The organism is Variovorax sp. HW608 (genome assembly GCF_900090195.1).
In the GTDB taxonomy this organism is placed as follows: Bacteria; Pseudomonadota; Gammaproteobacteria; order Burkholderiales; family Burkholderiaceae_C; genus Variovorax.
In genome coordinates, this window is sequence record NZ_LT607803.1 from 6,737,867 (window position 1) to 6,756,357 (window position 18,491).

Sequence of the window (18,491 nt, forward strand, 5' to 3'; positions counted from 1 at the left end):
GTGCAAATGCTTCTTGAATTTCGTCTATTGATGATCCATACATGAAGCCATGTACATCGAGGCCGTCCCCAACCGCGACTCGCCCCCCGCGATCCTGTTGCGCGAGTCCTATCGCGAAGACGGCAAGGTGCGCAAGCGCACGCTGGCCAATCTGTCGAGCCTGAGTGCGGAGGTCATAGAGGGCTTGAAGGTGTTGCTGCGCGGGGGCGTGGCCGTGCCCGACGCGCAGGAGGTCTTCAGCATCGAGCGCAGCCTGCCCCACGGCCATGTGGCCGCCGTGCTGGCGGCCGCGCGCCAATGCGACGCGCCGGCCTGGTTTGCCAGTGCGCCCGAGGACCTGCGCGCACTGTTGCTGGCCATGCTCGTCGCGCGCGTGCTCACGCCCGGCTCCAAGCTCGCGACCCATCGCATGCTGCACGACGACACCGCCACCCACTCGCTGGGCCGCGTGCTGGGTGTGGGTCAGTGCAGCGCCGATGATCTGTACCGTGCGCTGGACTGGCTGCACGGCGCGCAGCCGGCGATCGAGCGACGACTGGCGCGCAAGCATCTGGCCGGCAGCACCTTGGTGCTGTACGACCTCACCTCGACCTGGCTGACGGGACGCTGCTGCGAGCTGGCCGCGCGCGGCCATTCGCGCGACGGCAAGCGCGACGATCCACAGATCGTGTTCGGGCTGATCTGTACGCCCGAGGGGTGCCCGATCGCCGTCGAAGTGTTCGCCGGCAACACGGGCGACCCGGCCACGGTGGCCGAGCAGGTGGCCAAGCTCAAGCAGCGCTTTGGCATCGAACGCATCACGTGGGTGGGCGATCGCGGGATGCTGACCTCGGCACGCATCGAGCAGGTGCTCAAGCCGCAGGGCATGGACTGGATCAGCAGTCTGCGCGCGCCGCAAATCGCGCAGCTGGCCGCCGAGCTCGGGCCCTTCCAGCCGTCGCTGTTCGATGAGCGCAATCTCATCGAAGTCAGCAGCGAGCACTTTCCCGGCGAGCGGCTCGTGGTGTGCCGCAACCCACTTCTGGCGGCCGAGCGCTCACGCAAGCGCGGCGAGTTGCTGGCGGCCACCGAGGCCGATCTGGGCAAGGTCGCCGCGGCCACGCAGCGTGCGCGCCAGCCGCTGCGCGGCGAGCAGGCCATCGCGTTGCGCGTGGGGCGCCTCATCGACCGCTTCAACGTGGCCAAGCACTTCGAGCTCACGATCACCGAGACGACCTTCGCATTCCGGCGCAAGGCCGATTCGATTGCCAGCGAGACCGCGCTGGACGGTCTGTACGTGATCCGCACCAGCTTGAGCGCCCAGCAACTCGATGCGGCCGCGGCGGTGGCCGCCTACAAGAGCCTGGCCCAGGTGGAGCGCGCGTTCCGCTCGATGAAGACCGTGGACCTGCATGTGCGGCCGGTCTTCCACTACAACACCGAGCGTGTTCGCGCGCATGTCTTCCTGTGCATGCTCGCCTACTACGTCGAGTGGCACCTGCGCGAGCGCCTGAAGCCTGTGCTGTTCGACGACGAGTTCCTCGAGCAGGCCCAAGGCCAGCGGGCTTCTCCGGTCGCCAAGGCGATGCGCTCCGAGCACGCCCGCGACAAGGACACATCCAAGCACGCCAGCGACGGATTACCGCTGCACAGCCTGCGCACGCTGCTGCAGGACCTGGCCACGCTCGCCTACAACATCACCCACACGAGCCTGAACCCGAACGCCAAGATCGTCATCACCACGCGGCCCACGCCGCTGCAGGACAAGGCCTTCAAGCTGCTCGGCGCCAATCCCGCCTGTACCCAGTAAGCCCACCCAGCCTCGCTGAACAAACTCAGCAGGATCAAGGGGTTGCGCTCATTCGAGGCTCAAAGTTCGGGCTAGCGCTGCAGGCGCAGCAGCTTGCCGTTGGGGCTGTCGGTCAGCAGGTAGATCCAGCCATCGGGACCCTGCCGCACGTCGCGGATGCGCTCGTTGCGTTCTGCGAGCAGCCGCTCGCGCGAGCGCACGGTGTTGCCGTCGAGCCTGAGCCGCCACAGCGCCGTCCCCGCCAGCGCACCGATGAAGAGATTGCCCTTCCATTCGGGCAGTGCATCGCCGGTGTAGAAGGCCATGCCGCTCGGCGCGATCGAGGATTTCGCGGTACCGGGCGTCCAGGTCGAGCCGTCGATCTTGTCCCAGTAGGTCAACGGCTGTTCCATGCCCGCCTTGGCGGTGCCCTCGCCGACCTGCGTCAAGGTGCCGTATTCCTGCCCGTAGCTGATGACCGGCCAGCCGTAGTTGCGGCCGGGCAGCACGAGGTTGACCTCGTCGCCGCCCTGCGGGCCGTGTTCGTCGATCCAGAGTTCGCCCGTCGAGGGATGCAGCGCGGCGCCTTGCGGATTGCGATGGCCGTAGCTCCAGATCTCCGGCTGGGCGCCCGTCGTGCCGAGGAACGGATTGCCCGGCGCCGCCGCACCGTCGGTGGTGATCCGCACCACCTTTCCGTTGCCCCGCGAGAGATCCTGCGCGAAGCCGCGCTGCGTATCGAGCTGGCGCTCGCCCATGGTGACGAAGAGGTACCCGTTGCGGTCGAACACGAGACGGGAACCGAAATGGGCCGTGCTTTCGACCTTCGGCGACTGCCGGTAGACGACCACGACATTGCGAAGGGCCATGCCGGCCGTATCGAGCTGCGCGCGCGCGACGGCGGTGCCGTTCAGACTGGGGTTCGTCGCATCGCTCTCGGCGAAGCTGAAATAGATGCGCCGGTTGTTCTCGAAATCGGGGTCCAGTGCCACGTCGAGCAACCCGCCCTGCCCGACGGCCGCGACGGCCGGAACACCGCTGAGCCGGTCGGCGCCGCCATTGGCCGGGCTGCCGTCGGCATTTCGCAATCGCATCTGGCCGCCACGCTGCGTGACGAGCATGCGGCCATCCGGCAGGAAAGCCAGGGCCCACGGCGTATCGAGCCCCGTCGCCACTTCGACGACCTTGAAAGCTGGGGCAGCGGGCAAAGCGGCCGTCGACGGAGAGACGCTGGCACCGCCACCTGCCCCGCCTCCGCCCCCGCACGCCGAGAGGAGCACGAGCATTGCCGCGAACCATCGACCCCTGGCCACCATGTCCGCTCCTTGACGGTTGCGCCGAGCTGGAATGGCGGGAGTGTGCGCCGAAACGGCGCGCCGGACGCCTCGGCCGGGCCGGCCCTGATTACTTCAGGGCCTTGAAGCGCACGCGGTGCGGCTTGGCGCCTTCCTCGCCGAGGCGCTTCTTCTTGTCGGCTTCGTATTCCTGGTAGTTGCCGTCGAAGAAGGTCCACTGGCTGTCGCCTTCGGCCGCCAGGATGTGCGTGGCGATCCGGTCGAGGAACCAGCGGTCGTGGCTGATGACGAGCACGCTGCCGGCGAATTCGAGCAGCGCGTCTTCGAGCGCACGCAGCGTTTCGACGTCGAGGTCGTTCGAGGGTTCGTCCAGCAGCAGCACGTTGCCGCCGGCGATCAGCGTCTTGGCCAGGTGCAGGCGACCGCGTTCACCGCCGGAGAGCGAGCCGACCTTCTTCTGCTGGTCGCCGCCGTTGAAGTTGAAGCGGCCCGCGTAGGCGCGGCTCGCCATCTGGAACTTGCCGACGTTGAGGATGTCCAGGCCGCCGGAAATGTCTTCCCAGACCGTCTTCTCGTTCGAGAGGACATCGCGCGTCTGGTCGACGAAGGCCATCTTGACGGTCTGGCCGATCACCACTTCGCCGTTGTCCGGCTTCTCCTTGCCGGCGATCAGCTTGAACAGGGTCGACTTGCCGGCGCCGTTCGGGCCGATGATGCCGACGATCGCGCCCGCCGGGATATTGAAGCTCAGGTTGTCGATGAGCACGCGGTCACCGAAGCTCTTGCTGACGTTCTTGAATTCGATGACCTGGCTGCCGAGACGGTCCGCGACGGGGATGAAGATTTCCTGCGTCTCGTTGCGCTTCTGGTATTCGTAGTCGGACAGTTCCTCGAAGCGCTGGATGCGGGCCTTGCTCTTGGCCTGGCGGCCCTTGGCGTTCTGGCGCACCCACTCGAGCTCCTTCTTCATGGCCTTGGCATGGGCTTCCTCGCCCTTCTGCTCGGCCTCGAGACGGGCTTCCTTCTGCTCCAGCCAGGTGCTGTAGTTGCCCTTCCATGGAATGCCGCGGCCGCGGTCGAGTTCGAGAATCCACTCGGCGGCGTTGTCGAGGAAGTAGCGGTCGTGGGTGATGGCCACCACGGTGCCGGAGAAGCGCTTCAGGAACACTTCGAGCCACTCGACCGATTCGGCGTCCAGGTGGTTGGTCGGTTCGTCGAGCAGCAGCATGTCGGGCTTGGACAGCAGCAGCTTGCACAGCGCGACGCGGCGTTTTTCACCGCCGGAGAGCAGGCCGATCTTGGCCTCCCACGGCGGCAGGCGCAGCGCGTCGGCGGCGATTTCGAGCTGGTGCTCCGAATCGGTGCCGGCGGCGGCGATCACGGCTTCGAGCTGGCCCTGCTCGGCGGCAAGGGCGTCGAAATCCGCATCGGGTTCGGCATACGCGGCGTAGATTTCCTCGAGGCGGGCCTTGGCCGCATTGACCTCGCCCATCGCTTCCTCGACGGATTCGCGCACGGTGTGCTCGGGGTCGAGCTTGGGTTCCTGCTCCAGGTAGCCGATCGACAGACCGGGCATCGGGATGGCTTCACCCTCGATCTCCTTGTCCACGCCGGCCATGATCTTCAGCAGCGAGGACTTGCCCGAACCGTTGAGGCCCAGCACGCCGATCTTGGCGCCGGGGAAGAACGAAAGCGAAATGTCCTTCAAGATCTGCCGCTTGGGCGGCACGGTCTTGCTGACCTTGTTCATGGTGTAGACGTACTGGGCCATGTCTATCTCTGCTCGATGATGGGGGACTGCACGGGGTGATCGGGAAACCAGCAACGAGCCTTGCGCGAGGTTCGATTGCGGATCTGCCTAAACTGGCAGGCGCTTGCTTGCTGCTGCAGCGCGATTTCCGACCGGGGTTTGGGGGTGAAGTCTACCGCAGGCCCCCTGGCTGCGTGGAATCCACGACCCAAACACCACGCAGGCGCTGCTATTCTCCGGCCCCATCCATGAGCCCCACACCCGCACCCGACGCCTTCGACGAGGCCCGCGAGCGCTTCTTCGAGGGTCTCGCTGCCTTCCAGGCCGGCCGTTTCGCCGAGGCCGAACAGCGCTATCTGGCCTCACTGGCGCTGCTTCCGGGACGGGTCTCGACGCTGATCAACCTCGCCGCGACGCAACTCAGGCTGGCACGCCCGCAGGACGCGCTTGGCGTGATCGAGCAGGTCCTCGCCGCCGAGCCCGACAACGCGGAAGCCTGGTTCCACCGGGCCGACGCGCTCGGGCAACTGAACCGGCATCCGGAAGCGCTCGCGGGCTATGAAAAGGTGCTGCAGCTGGGCCTGCTACCGGCCGGAGAACCCTGGCTTCGCCATGGGCAGACGCTGCAGGCGCTCGGGCGGCCCGAAGAGGCGCTGGATTCGTACGATCGCGCGCTGGCGGCCGACCCCGCATCGCGCAGGCATGGACCAACCGCGGCAGCATCCTGCGCGAGATGAATCGCGGCGGCGAGGCGGCCGCTGCCTTCCGGCAGGCGCTGGCGCTCGGTGCCGATCCGGCATTGCACCGGTACTACCTGGCCTCGGTGTCGGGCGAAGAAGCCGCGCCATCGGCCGCGCCCGGCCACTATGTCGAAACCCTGTTCGACGACTATGCGAACGAATTCGACGCGCACCTGGTCGGCCTGCTCGGCTACCAGGCGCACGGCACGCTGGCCAGGCATCTCGCCGGCCTGGGCCGCGGCAGCTTCCGCTTCGCGCTCGATCTCGGCTGCGGAACGGGCCTGTGCGCGCCGCACCTCAAGCCGATGGTGCAGAAACTCACCGGCGTCGACCTGTCCCGGCAGATGATGGACAAGGCCAGCGCGCTCGGCCTCTACGAGCGCCTCGTGCACGCCGACATCGTGGACTACCTGAAGGGCACGGACGAACGCTACGACCTCGTGACGGCGGCCGACGTCTTCATCTACGTCGGCGACCTCGCGCCGGTCTTTGCGGCGCTCGACCGGGCGCTGGCGCCGGGCGGCATCTTCTGCTTCTCGGCCGAATCCGCCGCGAGGGAGGATGCGGATTTCGAACTGCTGCCGAGCCTGCGCTATGCGCATTCGGAGCGCTACCTGCGCGGCCTCGCGGCACGTCACGGCTTGGATGTCGTGCGACTGGTGCACGCACCGATCCGCGACGACCAGCGCGAAGCGATCGCGGGCATGTTCGTCTATCTCCAGCGCCCCGAAAACCTCCGCCCGGGCGCCCCGATGCGACTCATGCGACAATAGCGGCTGCTGTCGGGTCCAGTTGCCCGCAGCGCCGGCTCTCCGCCGGGGACAAAGAAGGCCGTTTCGCTTCCGCTGAATCGGGCCTTCAGGCTCCCACCCCTGACCTTCATCCACCCTTACTGGCTCGGCGTCAACGAGGCGCCCGAGCGGTTGGATACCACTGCGCCGTGTAGGGCGCTTGTTGAATTCAATGAACTTTGACGATCTGAAGCTGGCTCCGGCCATCTTGAAAGCCGTGCGTGAGCAGGGCTACGAAAACCCCACCCCGATCCAGGCCCAGGCCATCCCGGCCGTCCTCGAAGGCCAGGACCTCCTCGGCGGCGCCCAGACCGGCACCGGCAAGACCGCCGCCTTCACCCTCCCCCTGCTGCACAAGCTCTCGATGAGCCGCAGCGCCAACAACAAGTTCGGCGGCACCGGCGTGCGCGCTCTGGTGCTCACGCCCACGCGCGAACTCGCGGCACAGGTCGAAGAATCCGTCCGCGCCTACGGCAAGTACCTGCAGCTGAGCTCGACCGTGATCTTCGGCGGCGTCGGCATGAACCCGCAGATCGACCGCCTGAAGCGCGGCGTCGACATCCTCGTGGCCACGCCCGGCCGCCTGCTCGACCTGCAGCAGCAGGGCATGCTCGACCTCTCGACCGTGCAGATCCTCGTGCTCGACGAAGCCGACCGCATGCTCGACATGGGCTTCATCCACGACGTGCGCAAGGTGCTCGCGCTGGTGCCGAAGGAAAAGCAGAGCCTGCTGTTCTCGGCCACCTTCAGTGACGAGATCCGCGAACTCGCCGCCGGCCTCCTGCGCGATCCGCAGCACATCCAGGTCACGCCGCGCAACACCACGGTGCAGCGCATCACGCAGGTGATCCACCCGGTCGGCCGCGGCAAGAAGAAGGCGCTGCTCGCGCACATCATCAACGAGCACGACTGGAGCCAGGTGCTGGTCTTCACCCGCACCAAGTTCGGCGCCAACAACGTGGCCGAATTCCTCACCAAGAACGGCATCGAGGCGATGGCGCTGCACGGCAACAAGAGCCAGAGCGCGCGCACGCAGGCGCTGGCCGGCTTCAAGAGCGGCACGATCCGCGCGCTGGTCGCGACCGACATCGCGGCGCGCGGCATCGACATCGACGAGCTGCCGCACGTCGTCAACTACGAAATCCCGAACGTCAGCGAGGACTATGTGCACCGCATCGGCCGCACCGGCCGCGCCGGCGCCAGCGGCGAGGCGGTGAGCCTGGTCTGCCTCGACGAAGAAGGCTTCATGCAGGAGATCGAGCGCTTCACCAAGCAGCAGATCCCGGTGAAGGTCATCGACGGCTTCGGCCCCGAGGAAGGCGAGCGCGCCGAACCGATCGCGATGGGCCGCCAGACCATCTGGGGCGGCGCCGGCCGTCCGCCGAGCCGCGAGGTGATGCAGGCCGCCGCCAAGGCCGCGCGGCAGGAAATGATGCAGCGCATCCGCGACAACAAGGCCGCGCAAGGCGAGCGCGGCGGCAACGGGCAGCGCCGCAACGGCGGCAATGGCGCCAATGGCCAGCCGCAAGGCCAGGGTGCACAGGCGAACCGCAATGCCAACGGCGGCCAGGGCGGCGGCCGTGGCCAGGGCGGACGCGGACAACAAGCTCCGCGCGGCCCGCAGGGCCCGGCGCGCAGCCCGCACCACGCGCCGGTGCATCACCATCACGCCCACGATCCCCACGAGGAGCGCCAGCCGCGCCACCACGGCAACAGCCACAGCCCGACGCAGGCCGATGCGCTGGCCCACATGCGCGCCGAATCGATGTCGGCTGGCTCGGGCCAGCCCGATCCGCTGCGCACCAGCGTCGACAGCCTGGGCGGCCGTGGCAACCGCAACCGCGGTCGTCGCAGCGGCAACGGTGGTGGTGGCGGTGGCGGCAACCGCTCAGGCGGTGGTTTCGGCGGTGGCCGCTCGTTCGGCCGCTGAAGCGGACCCGCTGCGTGAGCCGTCCTGATTTGCGTTGACAGTCTGGACGGCAAATGGACCGGAGCCATCCGGCCAATGACGCCCGGTGCAGTGCACTGGGCGTTTTGCATTTTCGACGACGGATGTGGCCGCTCGTCGTTGTCGGCGCCGAAGCCTCGCCCCGTCGGTGCTGGTCTGGGCCTCCTATGCGGCCGCAATCTGGCTCATGTCCATCGCAGTCAAGACCCTTGAAGTCGGCTTGGCCTATGCAGTGTGGGCGGGAACCGGAACCGCTTTGACCGCAGCACTTGGCATTCTGTGCTTTGGCGAATCGATGACGCCCCTACGGATGATCGGGATCGTCATGATCGTCTTCGGCGTCGTCGTGCTCAACCTCGATCCGCAGGGATCCTGATGCGCACTGGACTCCTCGCTAACCCAGCCGCTTCCCGCTCTGCCGGTCGAAGAGATGCACGCTGCCGCCGGAGATCGCCAGCCCGACGATCTGGTCCGGCTCCACATCGACCCGGCCGTGCACCGCCAGCGTGAGGCTGGCCTCGCCGACTTGCACCAGCAGCTCGGTTTCCGCACCCGTCGGCTCGACCACCACCACGCGGGCGGGCACGCCGTTCTCGGGCGAGGACAGCGTGATGTCGCCGGGGCGGATACCGTAGTGGACCAGCTGCCCGTCCGTTGCCGAGGTCCCCGCCGGCACCGGCCAGCGCTCGCCTTGCGCCTCGACGAAACTGACGCCATCGTTGCGTCGCACGGTCCCTTCGATGACGTTCATCGCCGGTGAGCCGATGAACTGCGCGACGAAGAGGTTGTCGGGCCGGTCGTAGAGCTCGAGCGGCGTGCCGATCTGCTCGACCATGCCGTCGTGCATCACCACGATGCGGTCGGCCATGGTCATCGCCTCGATCTGGTCGTGCGTGACGTATACCGTGGTGGTCTTGAGCCGCTGGTGCAGCGCCTTGATCTCGGCGCGCATCGCGACGCGCAGCTTGGCGTCGAGGTTCGACAAGGGCTCGTCGAACAGAAACACCTTGGGATCGCGCACGATCGCGCGCCCCATCGCGACGCGCTGCCGCTGGCCGCCGGACAGCTCGCGCGGATAGCGTTCCAGCAGGTGGTCGAGGTTGAGGATCTTCGCGGCCGACGCCACACGCTGCTGCGTGACCGCCTTGTCGGCATTGCGCAGGCGCAGGCTGAAGCCCATGTTCTCGCCGACGGTCATGTGCGGATAGAGCGCGTAGCTCTGGAACACCATCGCGATGTCGCGGTCCTTCGATTCGAGCTCGTTGACCACGCGCCCGTCGATGAGGATCTGGCCGCCTGTGATGTCTTCCAGGCCCGCGAGCATGCGCAGCAGCGTCGACTTGCCGCAGCCCGAGGGGCCGACCAGCACGACGAATTCGCCGTCCTCGATCTCGAAACCGAGGCGCTCGATGACGCGCGTCTTGCCGTAGAACTTCTGGATGTCGCGAAAGGTGACGGATGCCATGTTGCTTCTTTCCCTGAACCGTTCAGCTCTTGACCGCGCCGGCGGTGATACCACCGACCATGTAGCGCTTGAATGCGTAATAGATCGCTGCCGGCGGCAGCGCGTAGATGAGGCCCGTCGCCATCAGCAGTTCCCACGGCGAATCGTCGGCCGCGAGGAAATTGCCGAGCGCGACGGCGAGCGTGACGCTGCGGTCGTTCGACAAGAGCAGGAAGGCATAGAGGTACTCGTTCCACGCCAAGAGCAGCGCATAGGTGCCGACAGCCACCAGCGAAGGCACCATCAGCGGCAGGTACACCAGACGGAACAGCTGCAGAGGCGACGCACCATCCATGCGCGCGGCTTCGTCGAGCTCGTAGGGCAGCTTGTCGGAGGCCTGCTTGAGCACCCAGATGCAGTACGGCGACGCGATGGTCACCATCGCGAGGATCAGCGACCACTGACTGTTGAGCAGCCCGTAGTTGCCCATGGTCTTGTACATCGGCACCGCGAGGAAGGCGGCCGGAATGAAGTAGGTGAAGAGCGCCATGTTCATCACCGTGCGCCCTCCCCGCACCCTCAGCCGGCTGATCGCAAAGGCCGCGGTGGTCGCGACGAACAGGGTGATCACGCCGACCGCCACCGCGATCAGCACCGAGTTGCCGAGTTGCACCCAGAAGTGATCGAGATAGAAATGCTTCTGGTGGAAGACGGTCGCGAAGTTGTCGAGGGTCGGCGAGTTCGGCCACAGCTTGCCGCTGGTCGCCTCGCCGCGCGGCGAGATCGCGAACAGCACCATGTGGTAGACCGGGATCAGCGTCCACAGCAGCACGGGAATGCCGATCAGCAGCAGCCTGGCCTCGTTGCCGACGGACTTGAGGGTCCAGCGTTTCATTTCGAGAGCCTCTTCATCATGAGATAGACCAGCGGCAGCACCAGGGGCAATGCCACGACGATGGAAGCCATCGACAGGTCCACCTGGTCGAGCCGCAGATAGCGGATGCCGAGCGTCGCCAGCACGTGCGTCAAGTCGGCCGGCCCGCCGCCCGTGAGCAGATAGACGCTGTTGAAGTCACCGAGCGTCCAGATCATCGAAAGGATCAGCGAGGTGACGTAGAGCGTGCGCAGCGCCGGCCAGCTGATGAAGCGGAACTTCTGCCAGGTGCTCGCGCCGTCGACCGACGCAGCCTCGTACTGCTCGCTCGGGATCGCAAGGCGGCCGGCGACCAGGATCAGCGTCCAGAACGGCAGCGATTTCCAGATGTGCATCAGCATCGCGAAGCCCAGCGCCAGCGTCGGATCGTTGAGCCAGTTCGGCCCATCGAGCCCGGTGAGGCGGAAGATGGTGCTGTTGATCACGCCCCACTCGGGATTGAGCATGAAGCGCACCGACAGGATCGTCGGGATCGAGGGCACCGCCCACGGCAGGATGAAGATGCCCGAGAGGATCTTGATCCACCAGCGCGACTGCACGAAGAAGCCCGACAGCACGAGCGCCACCACCATCTTGAGATTGATGGCGACGATGAGAAAGACGATTGTGTTGATCACCGACCGGAAGAAGATCGGGTCGGCGACCAGGTGCTCGTAGCTCTGGGGATGGCGCGCCAGCCAGAGCCCGTAGCACACCGGATAGAGCACGAAGACAAGGAACACCAGCAGGTAGGGAACGACCATCAGCCGCCCCCAGAACTGCCAGCGCCCCGACTTCGAAACCGGCGCCTCGGCGGCGCCTGGCGCCACGACGGCGCTTGCGGTGGAACTCATGGCTGGCTACCCCTTGACTCAGTGTCTCAGCGCGCGGCGACGGTCTTGATGCGCTCGATCATCTCGTCGACCGCCTTGTCCACCGGCACCTTGTCGCTCACGATGCGGTTCATCGCCTTGGCCCAGACGTTCTCGTTGTTGAGGATGGTGAACTTGTAGTTCTTGGTGAATTCGAAAGTCACCGTGCCGGCCGCGTACTGGTTGTAGACCGACTTGCGATGCGGGTCGGCCTGCCAGAACGCGCTCGCCTGCCCCGCCTTGGTGACAGGGAACCAGCGGCCCAGCGCCCCCTCGACGTAGGGCGTGAGGTTCTCCTCCTGCAACAGGAAGGACACGAACTCCTTCGCGCGCTGCTTGTTCTTCGCGTCCTTGAACACCACGCCGGTCTTCACGGCCGTGCGATAGACCATATTGCTGCCGTCGGGCTTCGCGGGGAAGCCGGCGGTGCGGATGCGCTCGGTGTAGTTCTTCTTCGCCTCTTCGCGCTGCTCGGGTGTGAGCGACGGGTTGTTCGAATCATCGAGCCACTTCGCGGCGATCGAGATGGTCGCGTTGTGCGTCATCACCGTGGTCTTGTTGTGGAAGGCGACGTTGTTGTCCGGGTCCTTCCAGCTCGTGGAGGACGGCGGCGTGCAGCCCTTCTGGTAGGGCGCGACGTAATCGGTCATCGCGCTGATCAGCCCTGCGCGCACCGCCGGATCGTCGACCAGCAGCTTGCCGCTGTCGTTCACCATCTTCACGTTGTAGGCATCGGCGAAGGTCAGGAACGAATAGAACGCGTCGCTCGAATCCACGCCCATCGGCATGCCGATGCCGAAGGTGCGCTTGCCGGTCTTCTGCCGGCTGGCGGGCTGCGCCTTCTCGCACCAGAAGGACCAGTACTCCTTCCAGGTCGTCGGAATGTCCGATTCCTTGAAGCCCGCATCGGCCAGCATGTCGATCCAGTAGTTGATGTGCATCGTCTGCTGCTTGATCGGGAAGGCGTAGTAGGCCTTCGACTTCGTCTGGTCGTTGTAGAGGAAGGTGGTCTCGACCGTGTTCGGCGCGAAGCGGTTCACCATCGGCGAGATCACGCTGCTGATGTCCTCGAGCTTGCCGTCGAAGGCCCACTTGCCGGTGACCTGGAAGTCATACACGTCGGCATAGGCCACATCCGGCGGGCTGCCGGAATCGAGCGCCGAAACAGTCTTCGGGATCATGTCCTGCACCGGATATTGCGACAGCTCGACCTTGACGCCCTTGTGCTTCTCCTCGAACTTCTTGATGGCGGCGTAAAGCGCATCGTCCTCGGCCTTGTAGAAGCCCTTGACCCACCAGACGGTGAGCTTCTCCTGCGCCGACGCCTGGCCGGCGACGCCGAGGCCCATCGCCATCAGGACCGGGACCATCAATGCCTTCAGTTTCATACAGCTGTCTCCTTCTTGTGATTGGGATTGGCTCGGTGCACGAGCACAGGTTGGAAGAAAGGAATCCCGGCCGCCTCAAGCGGCTTTTAGTCTCGGCGGGGGCCGGCCGAGACGCGGCAGGCGGCGGTGCGAGGCGAGCACTTCCTCGATGTCCTCGCGCGCACCGTCGATCAGCTTGATGATGGCCCGCTCCGCCCGCGCGGGGTTGTGCGCGATCACCGCGTCGAGCACCGCGCGGTGCATCGGCAACGAGAGCGCGGGGCCGTCCTTCTTGACGGTGGAAATCTCGAAGCTGGTGCGCAGCAGCGCATGCAGCGCCTTGCTCATCTGCGCGAGCATGCGGTTGTGCGCGCCGCGCAGCAGGCCGTGATGGAAGCGCAGGTCGAAGGTGACGTAGTCGCCGCCGAATTCGACCGCATGCTTCATGCCGGCGAAAGCGGCTTCGATCTCCGCGATGTCCTCGGCCGTCGCGCGCTCGGCGGCGAGCCGCACCGCCCAGGGCTCCACCGCGCGGCGCAGGTCCTGCAGGTCGCGCAGGAACTCCGGCGTGAGCCCCGCACGGGCCTGCCAGGTGATGACGTCCGGGTCGAACCAGTTCCACTGGTCGTCGGGCAGCACGCGCGTGCCGACCTTGGGCCCGGTCACGATGAGGCCCTTGGCGACCAGCGATTTCACGGCCTCGCGCACCACCGTGCGGCTGACGCCGAACTCCTCGCACAGCAGCGGCTCGGAAGGCATCGGCGCACCGATCGCGTAGCGGCGCGAGACGATCGTCTCACCCAGCAGATCCAGCGTGCGGCGGCCGTGGGTGCTCTTGGTCATGCGGCGCTCTTCAGGCGTCGACCGGGGTCAAGAGCGGCGCACCGGTGAAGTGCGCGCGCAGGTTGTCGAAGGTGAGCCGGCCCATCGCCTCGCGCGTCTGTCGCGTGCCGCTGCCGATGTGCGGCGTGAGCACCACGTTGGACATCTCGCGCAGCGCCTCGGGTACCTGCGGCTCGTTCGCGAACACGTCGAGCGCCGCGCCGGCAATGACGCCGCCCCGCAAGGCCTCGATCAGCGCGGGCTCGTCGACCACGCTGCCGCGCGCGACGTTGACCAGATAGCCCTCCGGCCCGAGCGCCTTGAGGACGCGCGCATCGATCATGCCCCGCGTGGCGGCACCGCCCGGCGTGATGACGATGAGGAAATCCACCGCCGACGCGAGCGAGGCGGCGTCGGGGTAGTAGGTGTAGTTGACGTTGCCGCGCGGTGAACGCGCCGTGTAGGCGATGTCCATCCCGAACGCGCCGGCGCGATGCGCGATGGCCTGCCCGATGCGGCCCATGCCGACGATGCCGAGGCGGCTGCCCGTGACCTTGCGAGCGAGCGCGATCGGTCCCTTCGGCCATTCGTTGCCGCGCACGAAGCGATCCGCCTGCGGAATGCGGCGTGCGACCGCGAGCATCAGGCCGATCGCGAGATCGGCCACGTCGTCGTTCAGCACCTCGGGGGTGTTGGTGACCGGCACGCCGCGCTCGTGCGCGGCGGCGACGTCGATGCCGTCGTAGCCCACGCCGAACACCGAGATGACTTCGAGCGCGGGCAACTGCGCGATCAGTTCGCGCGGGACCTTGGCTTCACCGTTGGCGACCACGCCGCGGATGCGCGGCGCCACTTCGGCGAAGGCCGCCGGGTCGCTCACATGGATGCGGTCGTGCACCGTGTACTCGCGGCAGAGGGCCTCCATGAGGAAAGGCATCAGGGGCGCGACGGCCAGCAGCTCGGGGCGAGCGGTAGCGTTCGAAGCACTGGTCCCTGTCATGCGTTTGTCCCCTCTGCCGCCATCGGGCAATGATGTCGATCGAATCATATGATGATTGAATTCGACGCCCGGCAGGACAAACCCTGATGGCCAGGGACAGCGCCTGGGCCCTATGCGGCGCCGGACAATGAGGCACGCACCACGAAGCGGCCCGCGCGCGCGCCGGTCGCGCGGCCCGATGCCGTGTAGCTCAGCGCGCCGTTGACCCAGACCCGCTCGATGCCCTCGCTGAACTGCCGCGGCTGCTCGAAGGTCGCGCCGTCCTTCACACGCAGCGGATCGAACACCACCACGTCGGCCATGTAGCCCGCCTTGAGCAGCCCGCGTCCACCGATGCGGAAACGCGCGGCCGACATGCCGGTCATCTTGTGGATCGCCTCCTCGAGACGCAGCAGGCCCTTCTCGCGCCAGTAGCTGGCCAGCACGCGCGGGAACGCACCCCACAGGCGCGGATGCGGTCGCTCGTCGTGCGGCAGGCCGTCGGAGCCGATCATCGAGAGCGGGTGCGTGACCACGCGCTGCACGTCGTCCTCGCGCATCTGGAAGTAACAGGCATTGCCGGGCTTCAGGCGCACGGCAGCTTCCTGCTGCGACACGCCCCACTCCTTCGCGATGTCCGCCAGGTAGCGGCCGCCCATTTCGGGATGCGGCTCGCTGCCGGTGATGAGGACGTCGATGATCCCGTCGACCAGATCCTCGCGCAGCACGGTCGAACCCGCGGTATAGGGATAGACGTCCATGCCGATCTCCTGGCCGCGCGCCAGTTGCTCGATCAGCGGCAGGGTCTCGCGCGTGCGTCCCCAGTTGTCGGGGCCCGCGCACTTGTGGTGCGAGATGACGAGCGGCAAGCCGGACTGGCGCGCGGTCAGCGCCGCCTCCTGGAGCGCCGGAAGAATGCCCGCGAGTTCATCGCGGATGTGCGTGGCGTACACCCCGCCGTTGCGCGCCGCCACGCTCGCCACGGCCACGAGCTCATCGAGGTCCGCGGCATACGCCTCCTCGTAGAACACGCCGGAAGACAGGCCCAATGCGCCCGCGTCCATGGCCTCCTGCATGTCCGCCGCCATGGCCACGCGCTCGCGCGCGTCGGCCGCACGATCCAGCGAAGCCATGTGGCGCATGCGCAGCGCGGTATGCCCGAGCAGCGCGGCGACATTGACACCGGGACGCGCGGCATTCACCGCATCGGCATAGGCGCGCATCGTGGGATGACGGAACTGCTCGCGCCCCAGCAGCGACAGCGGGGCCAGCGGCGCCTGCGTCACCACCGGCGCCAGCGAGATGCCGCAGTTGCCGACGATCACCGTGGTCACGCCCTGCGAAAGCTTGGGCAGCATGTCCGGTTTCTCGATCGCGGCGGCGTCATCGTGCGTGTGCACGTCGATGAAGCCCGGCGCGACGACCATGCCGGTGCAATCGATCTCCTCCACGCCGCCGCCGGCGCGCAGCTCGCCGAGCATCTGCGGCGGCGTCTGCCCGGGCGCCGCGACCGATGCGATGCGCTCGCCCACGAGCAGCACGTCGCCCGTCCATCCGGGCGTGCCGCCGCCGTCGACGATCTGGCCGCCCGTGAGGAGCGTGCCGGGTCCGTTGTCTTTCATCGTCATGTTTCTTCGTCAGTGGCCTCAGTGGCGCCGGAGTATTCGGCGCTGTCGAAGCCATGCTTGTGCAGCAACTGCTTGAACTGCTGGAGGCCGCGCGTGACGGACGGCCCGAGTTTCTGTGCCAGGCGCACCATCAGGATCTCGATGACCACGAGATGTGCGAGGTAGGCCTCGGTGCCGACGCGCATCACCGCGTCCTGCGGCACCGAGACGCCGATCACGAGATCGGCGATCTCGGCCAGCTGCGTGTCGGGCTGCGTCAGCGCGATCACCGTCGCGCCCTGCGAACGCGCGAAGCGGGCCGCCTCCAGCGTGTAGGGCATGCGCCCCACGTGCGAGATCACGAAGGCCACGCCTTCGGGGCCGAGCGTGCTCGCCGACACGAGCTGCTGGTGCGCGTCGAAGATCGCGTTGGACGTGCACCCCAGGCGGAACAGCCGGCTCTGCAGCTCGCTTGCCATGAAGGTGGAAGCGGCGCCCACCGAATAGCAGTCGATGCGCTTGGCCGCAGCGAGCCGGGTCGCGACCTGGTCGAGCACATCGACGTCGATGCGGCGCCCGAGCTCGGTCAGCGACGACACGGCCGCATGGATGATCTTGCTGGCCACGTCGCTTGCGCTGTCTTCCGCCAGCACGCTGCGGTGCAGGTAGGAGCCGGTCACTGCGAGGTCCTGCGCCAGTGCGAGCATGAACTCGCGCACCGAATCGAAGCCGAAGGCACGGCAGGTGCGCACGATGGTCGGCATCGACACGCCGGCCTGCTGCGCGAGCTGCTCCACCGTTGCGGCCACCGCTGCGCGGGGATCTTCGAGCACGACCTGCACCACGCTGCGCTGCGCCGCCGGGAGTCCGGCCATGCTTTCGCGCAGGCGCTGCAGCAGGGAACTGTTCATCGCGCTCATCAGAAACGGGTACTGATGGCGCCGGTCACGGCCAGGTCGTCATCCACCAGCGCCAGCCAGCGCCACTTGTCGAAGGTGGTGCACGGATGCGAGATGCCGAGCGCCACGCGATCGCCGACCTGCGGCACCGTGCCGTCCGGATCGAAGCGCAGGTAGGCATGCTGGTCGTTGAGCGCGCTGATCTTCCAGTCGGCCGGCACTGCGGCCGCGATGCGCGCGCCGCGCGGCGCATGCCGCACCGGGATCGGCATCTCGATGTCGTAGGAGATGTCGCGCCGGCCGCAGGTCAGGAGCGCGAGTCCCGGCTCGGGTACGGATTGCACGAGCGACCAGACCTCGAGCGCCGCGCGCAGCGAGCTGTCCAGCCCTTCGCGCTGCTCCACCTGCTTGAGGAAGCGTGCGTAAGTGCCGTTGTCATGCGTGATGTAGCAGCCCGAGCGCAGCACGCCCTGCATGGGCCGCGACAACCCTTGCGCGCGCAGCAGCGGGATCACGAGATCGAATACCGCGGAGCCCCCGGCCGTGAGCAGCGGCGTGTCCTCGCCGAAGAGTTGCTCCGCATCGCAGCGCCGCGCGACTTCGAGCACGCGCTCCACCAGCGCCGTGACTTCGCGCGCGTCGTGCTCGCTGTCGCAGCGCGCGAGGCCGCCTTCATAGCATTCGATGCCGCCGAGCCGGACGACGGGCGATTGCGAGATCGCCCTTGCGAGTTCGAGCGCCTCGCCCAGCGTGCGGCAACCGGTGCGCTGGCCCGGAATGCCGATCTCGATCAGCACGTCGAAGGTGCGATGCGACTGCCGGCGCGCGGCCCAGTCCTCGATGAGCGCCAGTTGCGCGAGCGAGTCGACCAGGAACCACACGCGCAGGTCGTTGTGCCCCGCGAGCAGCATGTCCAGGCCGTCGAGGTCGGCATCGCCCAGCACCTGGTTGGCGATGATGCAGCGTCGCGCCCCTGCCTCGACACCCACTGCGAGCTGATAGATGGTGGCGAAGGTCAGGCCCCAGGCGCCGCCGGCGAGCTGCTGCTCGAACAGCTCGGGCGACATCGTGGTCTTGCCGTGCGGCGCCAGCAGCACGCCCTTGCGCCGTGCGTAGTCCTGCATCCAGGCGATGTTGTGCGCGAGCGCGGAGCGATGGACGACGGCCAGCGGATAGGCGAGGTCGTCGGCGAGCACGTGCCAGCCCTTGCTGCCGAGGTCGGCGGCGCGGCAGGGAGCGGCCTCCAGCGGGTAGCTCTTGCTGCGGTGGTCGAGGATCAGCTCTTCGTTCATGTCG

At 67.1% G+C, this 18,491-nt stretch carries 16 protein-coding genes; 5 read left to right on the forward strand and 11 right to left on the reverse strand.

The features are described 5' to 3' along the window. The first annotated feature begins 49 nt into the window (after nucleotides 1–49). Complete coding sequence (locus VAR608DRAFT_RS31965; protein WP_088957722.1) at nucleotides 50–1,789, forward strand: IS1634 family transposase; 1,740 nt, start codon at nucleotides 50–52, stop codon at nucleotides 1,787–1,789. 71 nt (nucleotides 1,790–1,860) lie between these two features. Here the strand turns inward: VAR608DRAFT_RS31965 and VAR608DRAFT_RS31970 are convergent, their stop codons facing one another. Together VAR608DRAFT_RS31970 and ettA are read right to left on the reverse strand one after the other, a co-directional pair. Beyond that, nucleotides 1,861–2,976: a PQQ-dependent sugar dehydrogenase gene (locus tag VAR608DRAFT_RS31970; RefSeq protein ID WP_231973033.1), complete on the reverse strand. Its 1,116-nt coding sequence runs from the start codon at nucleotides 2,974–2,976 to the stop codon at nucleotides 1,861–1,863. Between the two features lie 196 nt (nucleotides 2,977–3,172). After that, on the reverse strand, nucleotides 3,173–4,834 hold the full coding sequence (gene ettA / locus VAR608DRAFT_RS31975; RefSeq protein ID WP_088957724.1) for an energy-dependent translational throttle protein EttA: 1,662 nt from the start codon (nucleotides 4,832–4,834) through the stop codon (nucleotides 3,173–3,175). A gap of 227 nt (nucleotides 4,835–5,061) precedes the next feature. Here ettA and VAR608DRAFT_RS31980 point away from each other — a divergent pair, with 227 nt between their 5' ends. From VAR608DRAFT_RS31980 to VAR608DRAFT_RS38170, 4 genes are all read left to right on the forward strand, one after another. Then, on the forward strand, nucleotides 5,062–5,550 hold the full coding sequence (locus VAR608DRAFT_RS31980) for a tetratricopeptide repeat protein (RefSeq protein ID WP_088957725.1): 489 nt from the start codon (nucleotides 5,062–5,064) through the stop codon (nucleotides 5,548–5,550). After that, entirely contained in the window at nucleotides 5,547–6,326 is a 780-nt protein-coding gene (locus tag VAR608DRAFT_RS31985; RefSeq protein WP_088957726.1) for a class I SAM-dependent DNA methyltransferase, read from the forward strand. The genes VAR608DRAFT_RS31980 and VAR608DRAFT_RS31985 overlap by 4 nt, the downstream gene beginning before the upstream one ends. Nucleotides 6,327–6,516: 190 nt before the next feature. Then, nucleotides 6,517–8,274: a DEAD/DEAH box helicase gene (locus VAR608DRAFT_RS31990; RefSeq protein ID WP_088957727.1), complete on the forward strand. Its 1,758-nt coding sequence runs from the start codon at nucleotides 6,517–6,519 to the stop codon at nucleotides 8,272–8,274. A gap of 124 nt (nucleotides 8,275–8,398) precedes the next feature. Further along, entirely contained in the window at nucleotides 8,399–8,668 is a 270-nt protein-coding gene (locus VAR608DRAFT_RS38170) for a DMT family transporter (RefSeq protein WP_269458508.1), read from the forward strand. Between the two features lie 18 nt (nucleotides 8,669–8,686). On the opposite strand, the gene VAR608DRAFT_RS32000 is transcribed toward VAR608DRAFT_RS38170, so the two are convergent. The 9 genes from VAR608DRAFT_RS32000 to VAR608DRAFT_RS32040 all read right to left on the reverse strand — a co-directional run bounded on the left by VAR608DRAFT_RS32000 (nucleotide 8,687) and on the right by VAR608DRAFT_RS32040 (nucleotide 18,487). Next, the gene (locus VAR608DRAFT_RS32000; RefSeq protein WP_088957729.1) at nucleotides 8,687–9,757 is read right to left on the reverse strand and encodes an ABC transporter ATP-binding protein; all 1,071 of its coding nucleotides are present in this window, start codon (nucleotides 9,755–9,757) and stop codon (nucleotides 8,687–8,689) included. Nucleotides 9,758–9,779: 22 nt separating this feature from the next. After that, nucleotides 9,780–10,631 (reverse strand): carbohydrate ABC transporter permease, encoded by an 852-nt coding sequence (locus VAR608DRAFT_RS32005; protein WP_088957730.1) that lies wholly within the window; start codon nucleotides 10,629–10,631, stop codon nucleotides 9,780–9,782. Then, on the reverse strand, nucleotides 10,628–11,503 hold the full coding sequence (locus tag VAR608DRAFT_RS32010) for a carbohydrate ABC transporter permease (protein WP_088957731.1): 876 nt from the start codon (nucleotides 11,501–11,503) through the stop codon (nucleotides 10,628–10,630). Before VAR608DRAFT_RS32010 ends, VAR608DRAFT_RS32005 begins: the two co-directional genes overlap by 4 nt. 26 nt (nucleotides 11,504–11,529) lie before the next feature. Then, the gene (locus VAR608DRAFT_RS32015) at nucleotides 11,530–12,909 is read right to left on the reverse strand and encodes an ABC transporter substrate-binding protein (RefSeq protein WP_088957732.1); all 1,380 of its coding nucleotides are present in this window, start codon (nucleotides 12,907–12,909) and stop codon (nucleotides 11,530–11,532) included. A gap of 75 nt (nucleotides 12,910–12,984) precedes the next feature. Further along, nucleotides 12,985–13,731: a FadR/GntR family transcriptional regulator gene (locus tag VAR608DRAFT_RS32020; RefSeq protein WP_088957733.1), complete on the reverse strand. Its 747-nt coding sequence runs from the start codon at nucleotides 13,729–13,731 to the stop codon at nucleotides 12,985–12,987. Nucleotides 13,732–13,741: 10 nt separating this feature from the next. Next, nucleotides 13,742–14,710 carry a 2-hydroxyacid dehydrogenase gene (locus VAR608DRAFT_RS32025; protein WP_088957734.1) on the reverse strand — a complete coding sequence of 323 codons (969 nt, stop codon included), beginning with the start codon at nucleotides 14,708–14,710 and terminating at the stop codon, nucleotides 13,742–13,744. Nucleotides 14,711–14,820: 110 nt separating this feature from the next. Further along, a complete protein-coding gene (locus VAR608DRAFT_RS32030) occupies nucleotides 14,821–16,311 on the reverse strand; it encodes an N-acyl-D-amino-acid deacylase family protein (RefSeq protein WP_088959091.1) in 1,491 nt (496 codons plus the stop codon). A gap of 2 nt (nucleotides 16,312–16,313) precedes the next feature. After that, a complete protein-coding gene (locus VAR608DRAFT_RS32035; RefSeq protein WP_231973035.1) occupies nucleotides 16,314–17,207 on the reverse strand; it encodes a MurR/RpiR family transcriptional regulator in 894 nt (297 codons plus the stop codon). A gap of 8 nt (nucleotides 17,208–17,215) precedes the next feature. Further along, nucleotides 17,216–18,487, reverse strand: a complete 1,272-nt coding sequence (locus tag VAR608DRAFT_RS32040; RefSeq protein ID WP_088957736.1) for an amino acid deaminase — start codon at nucleotides 18,485–18,487, stop codon at nucleotides 17,216–17,218. Nucleotides 18,488–18,491 lie beyond the last annotated feature (4 nt).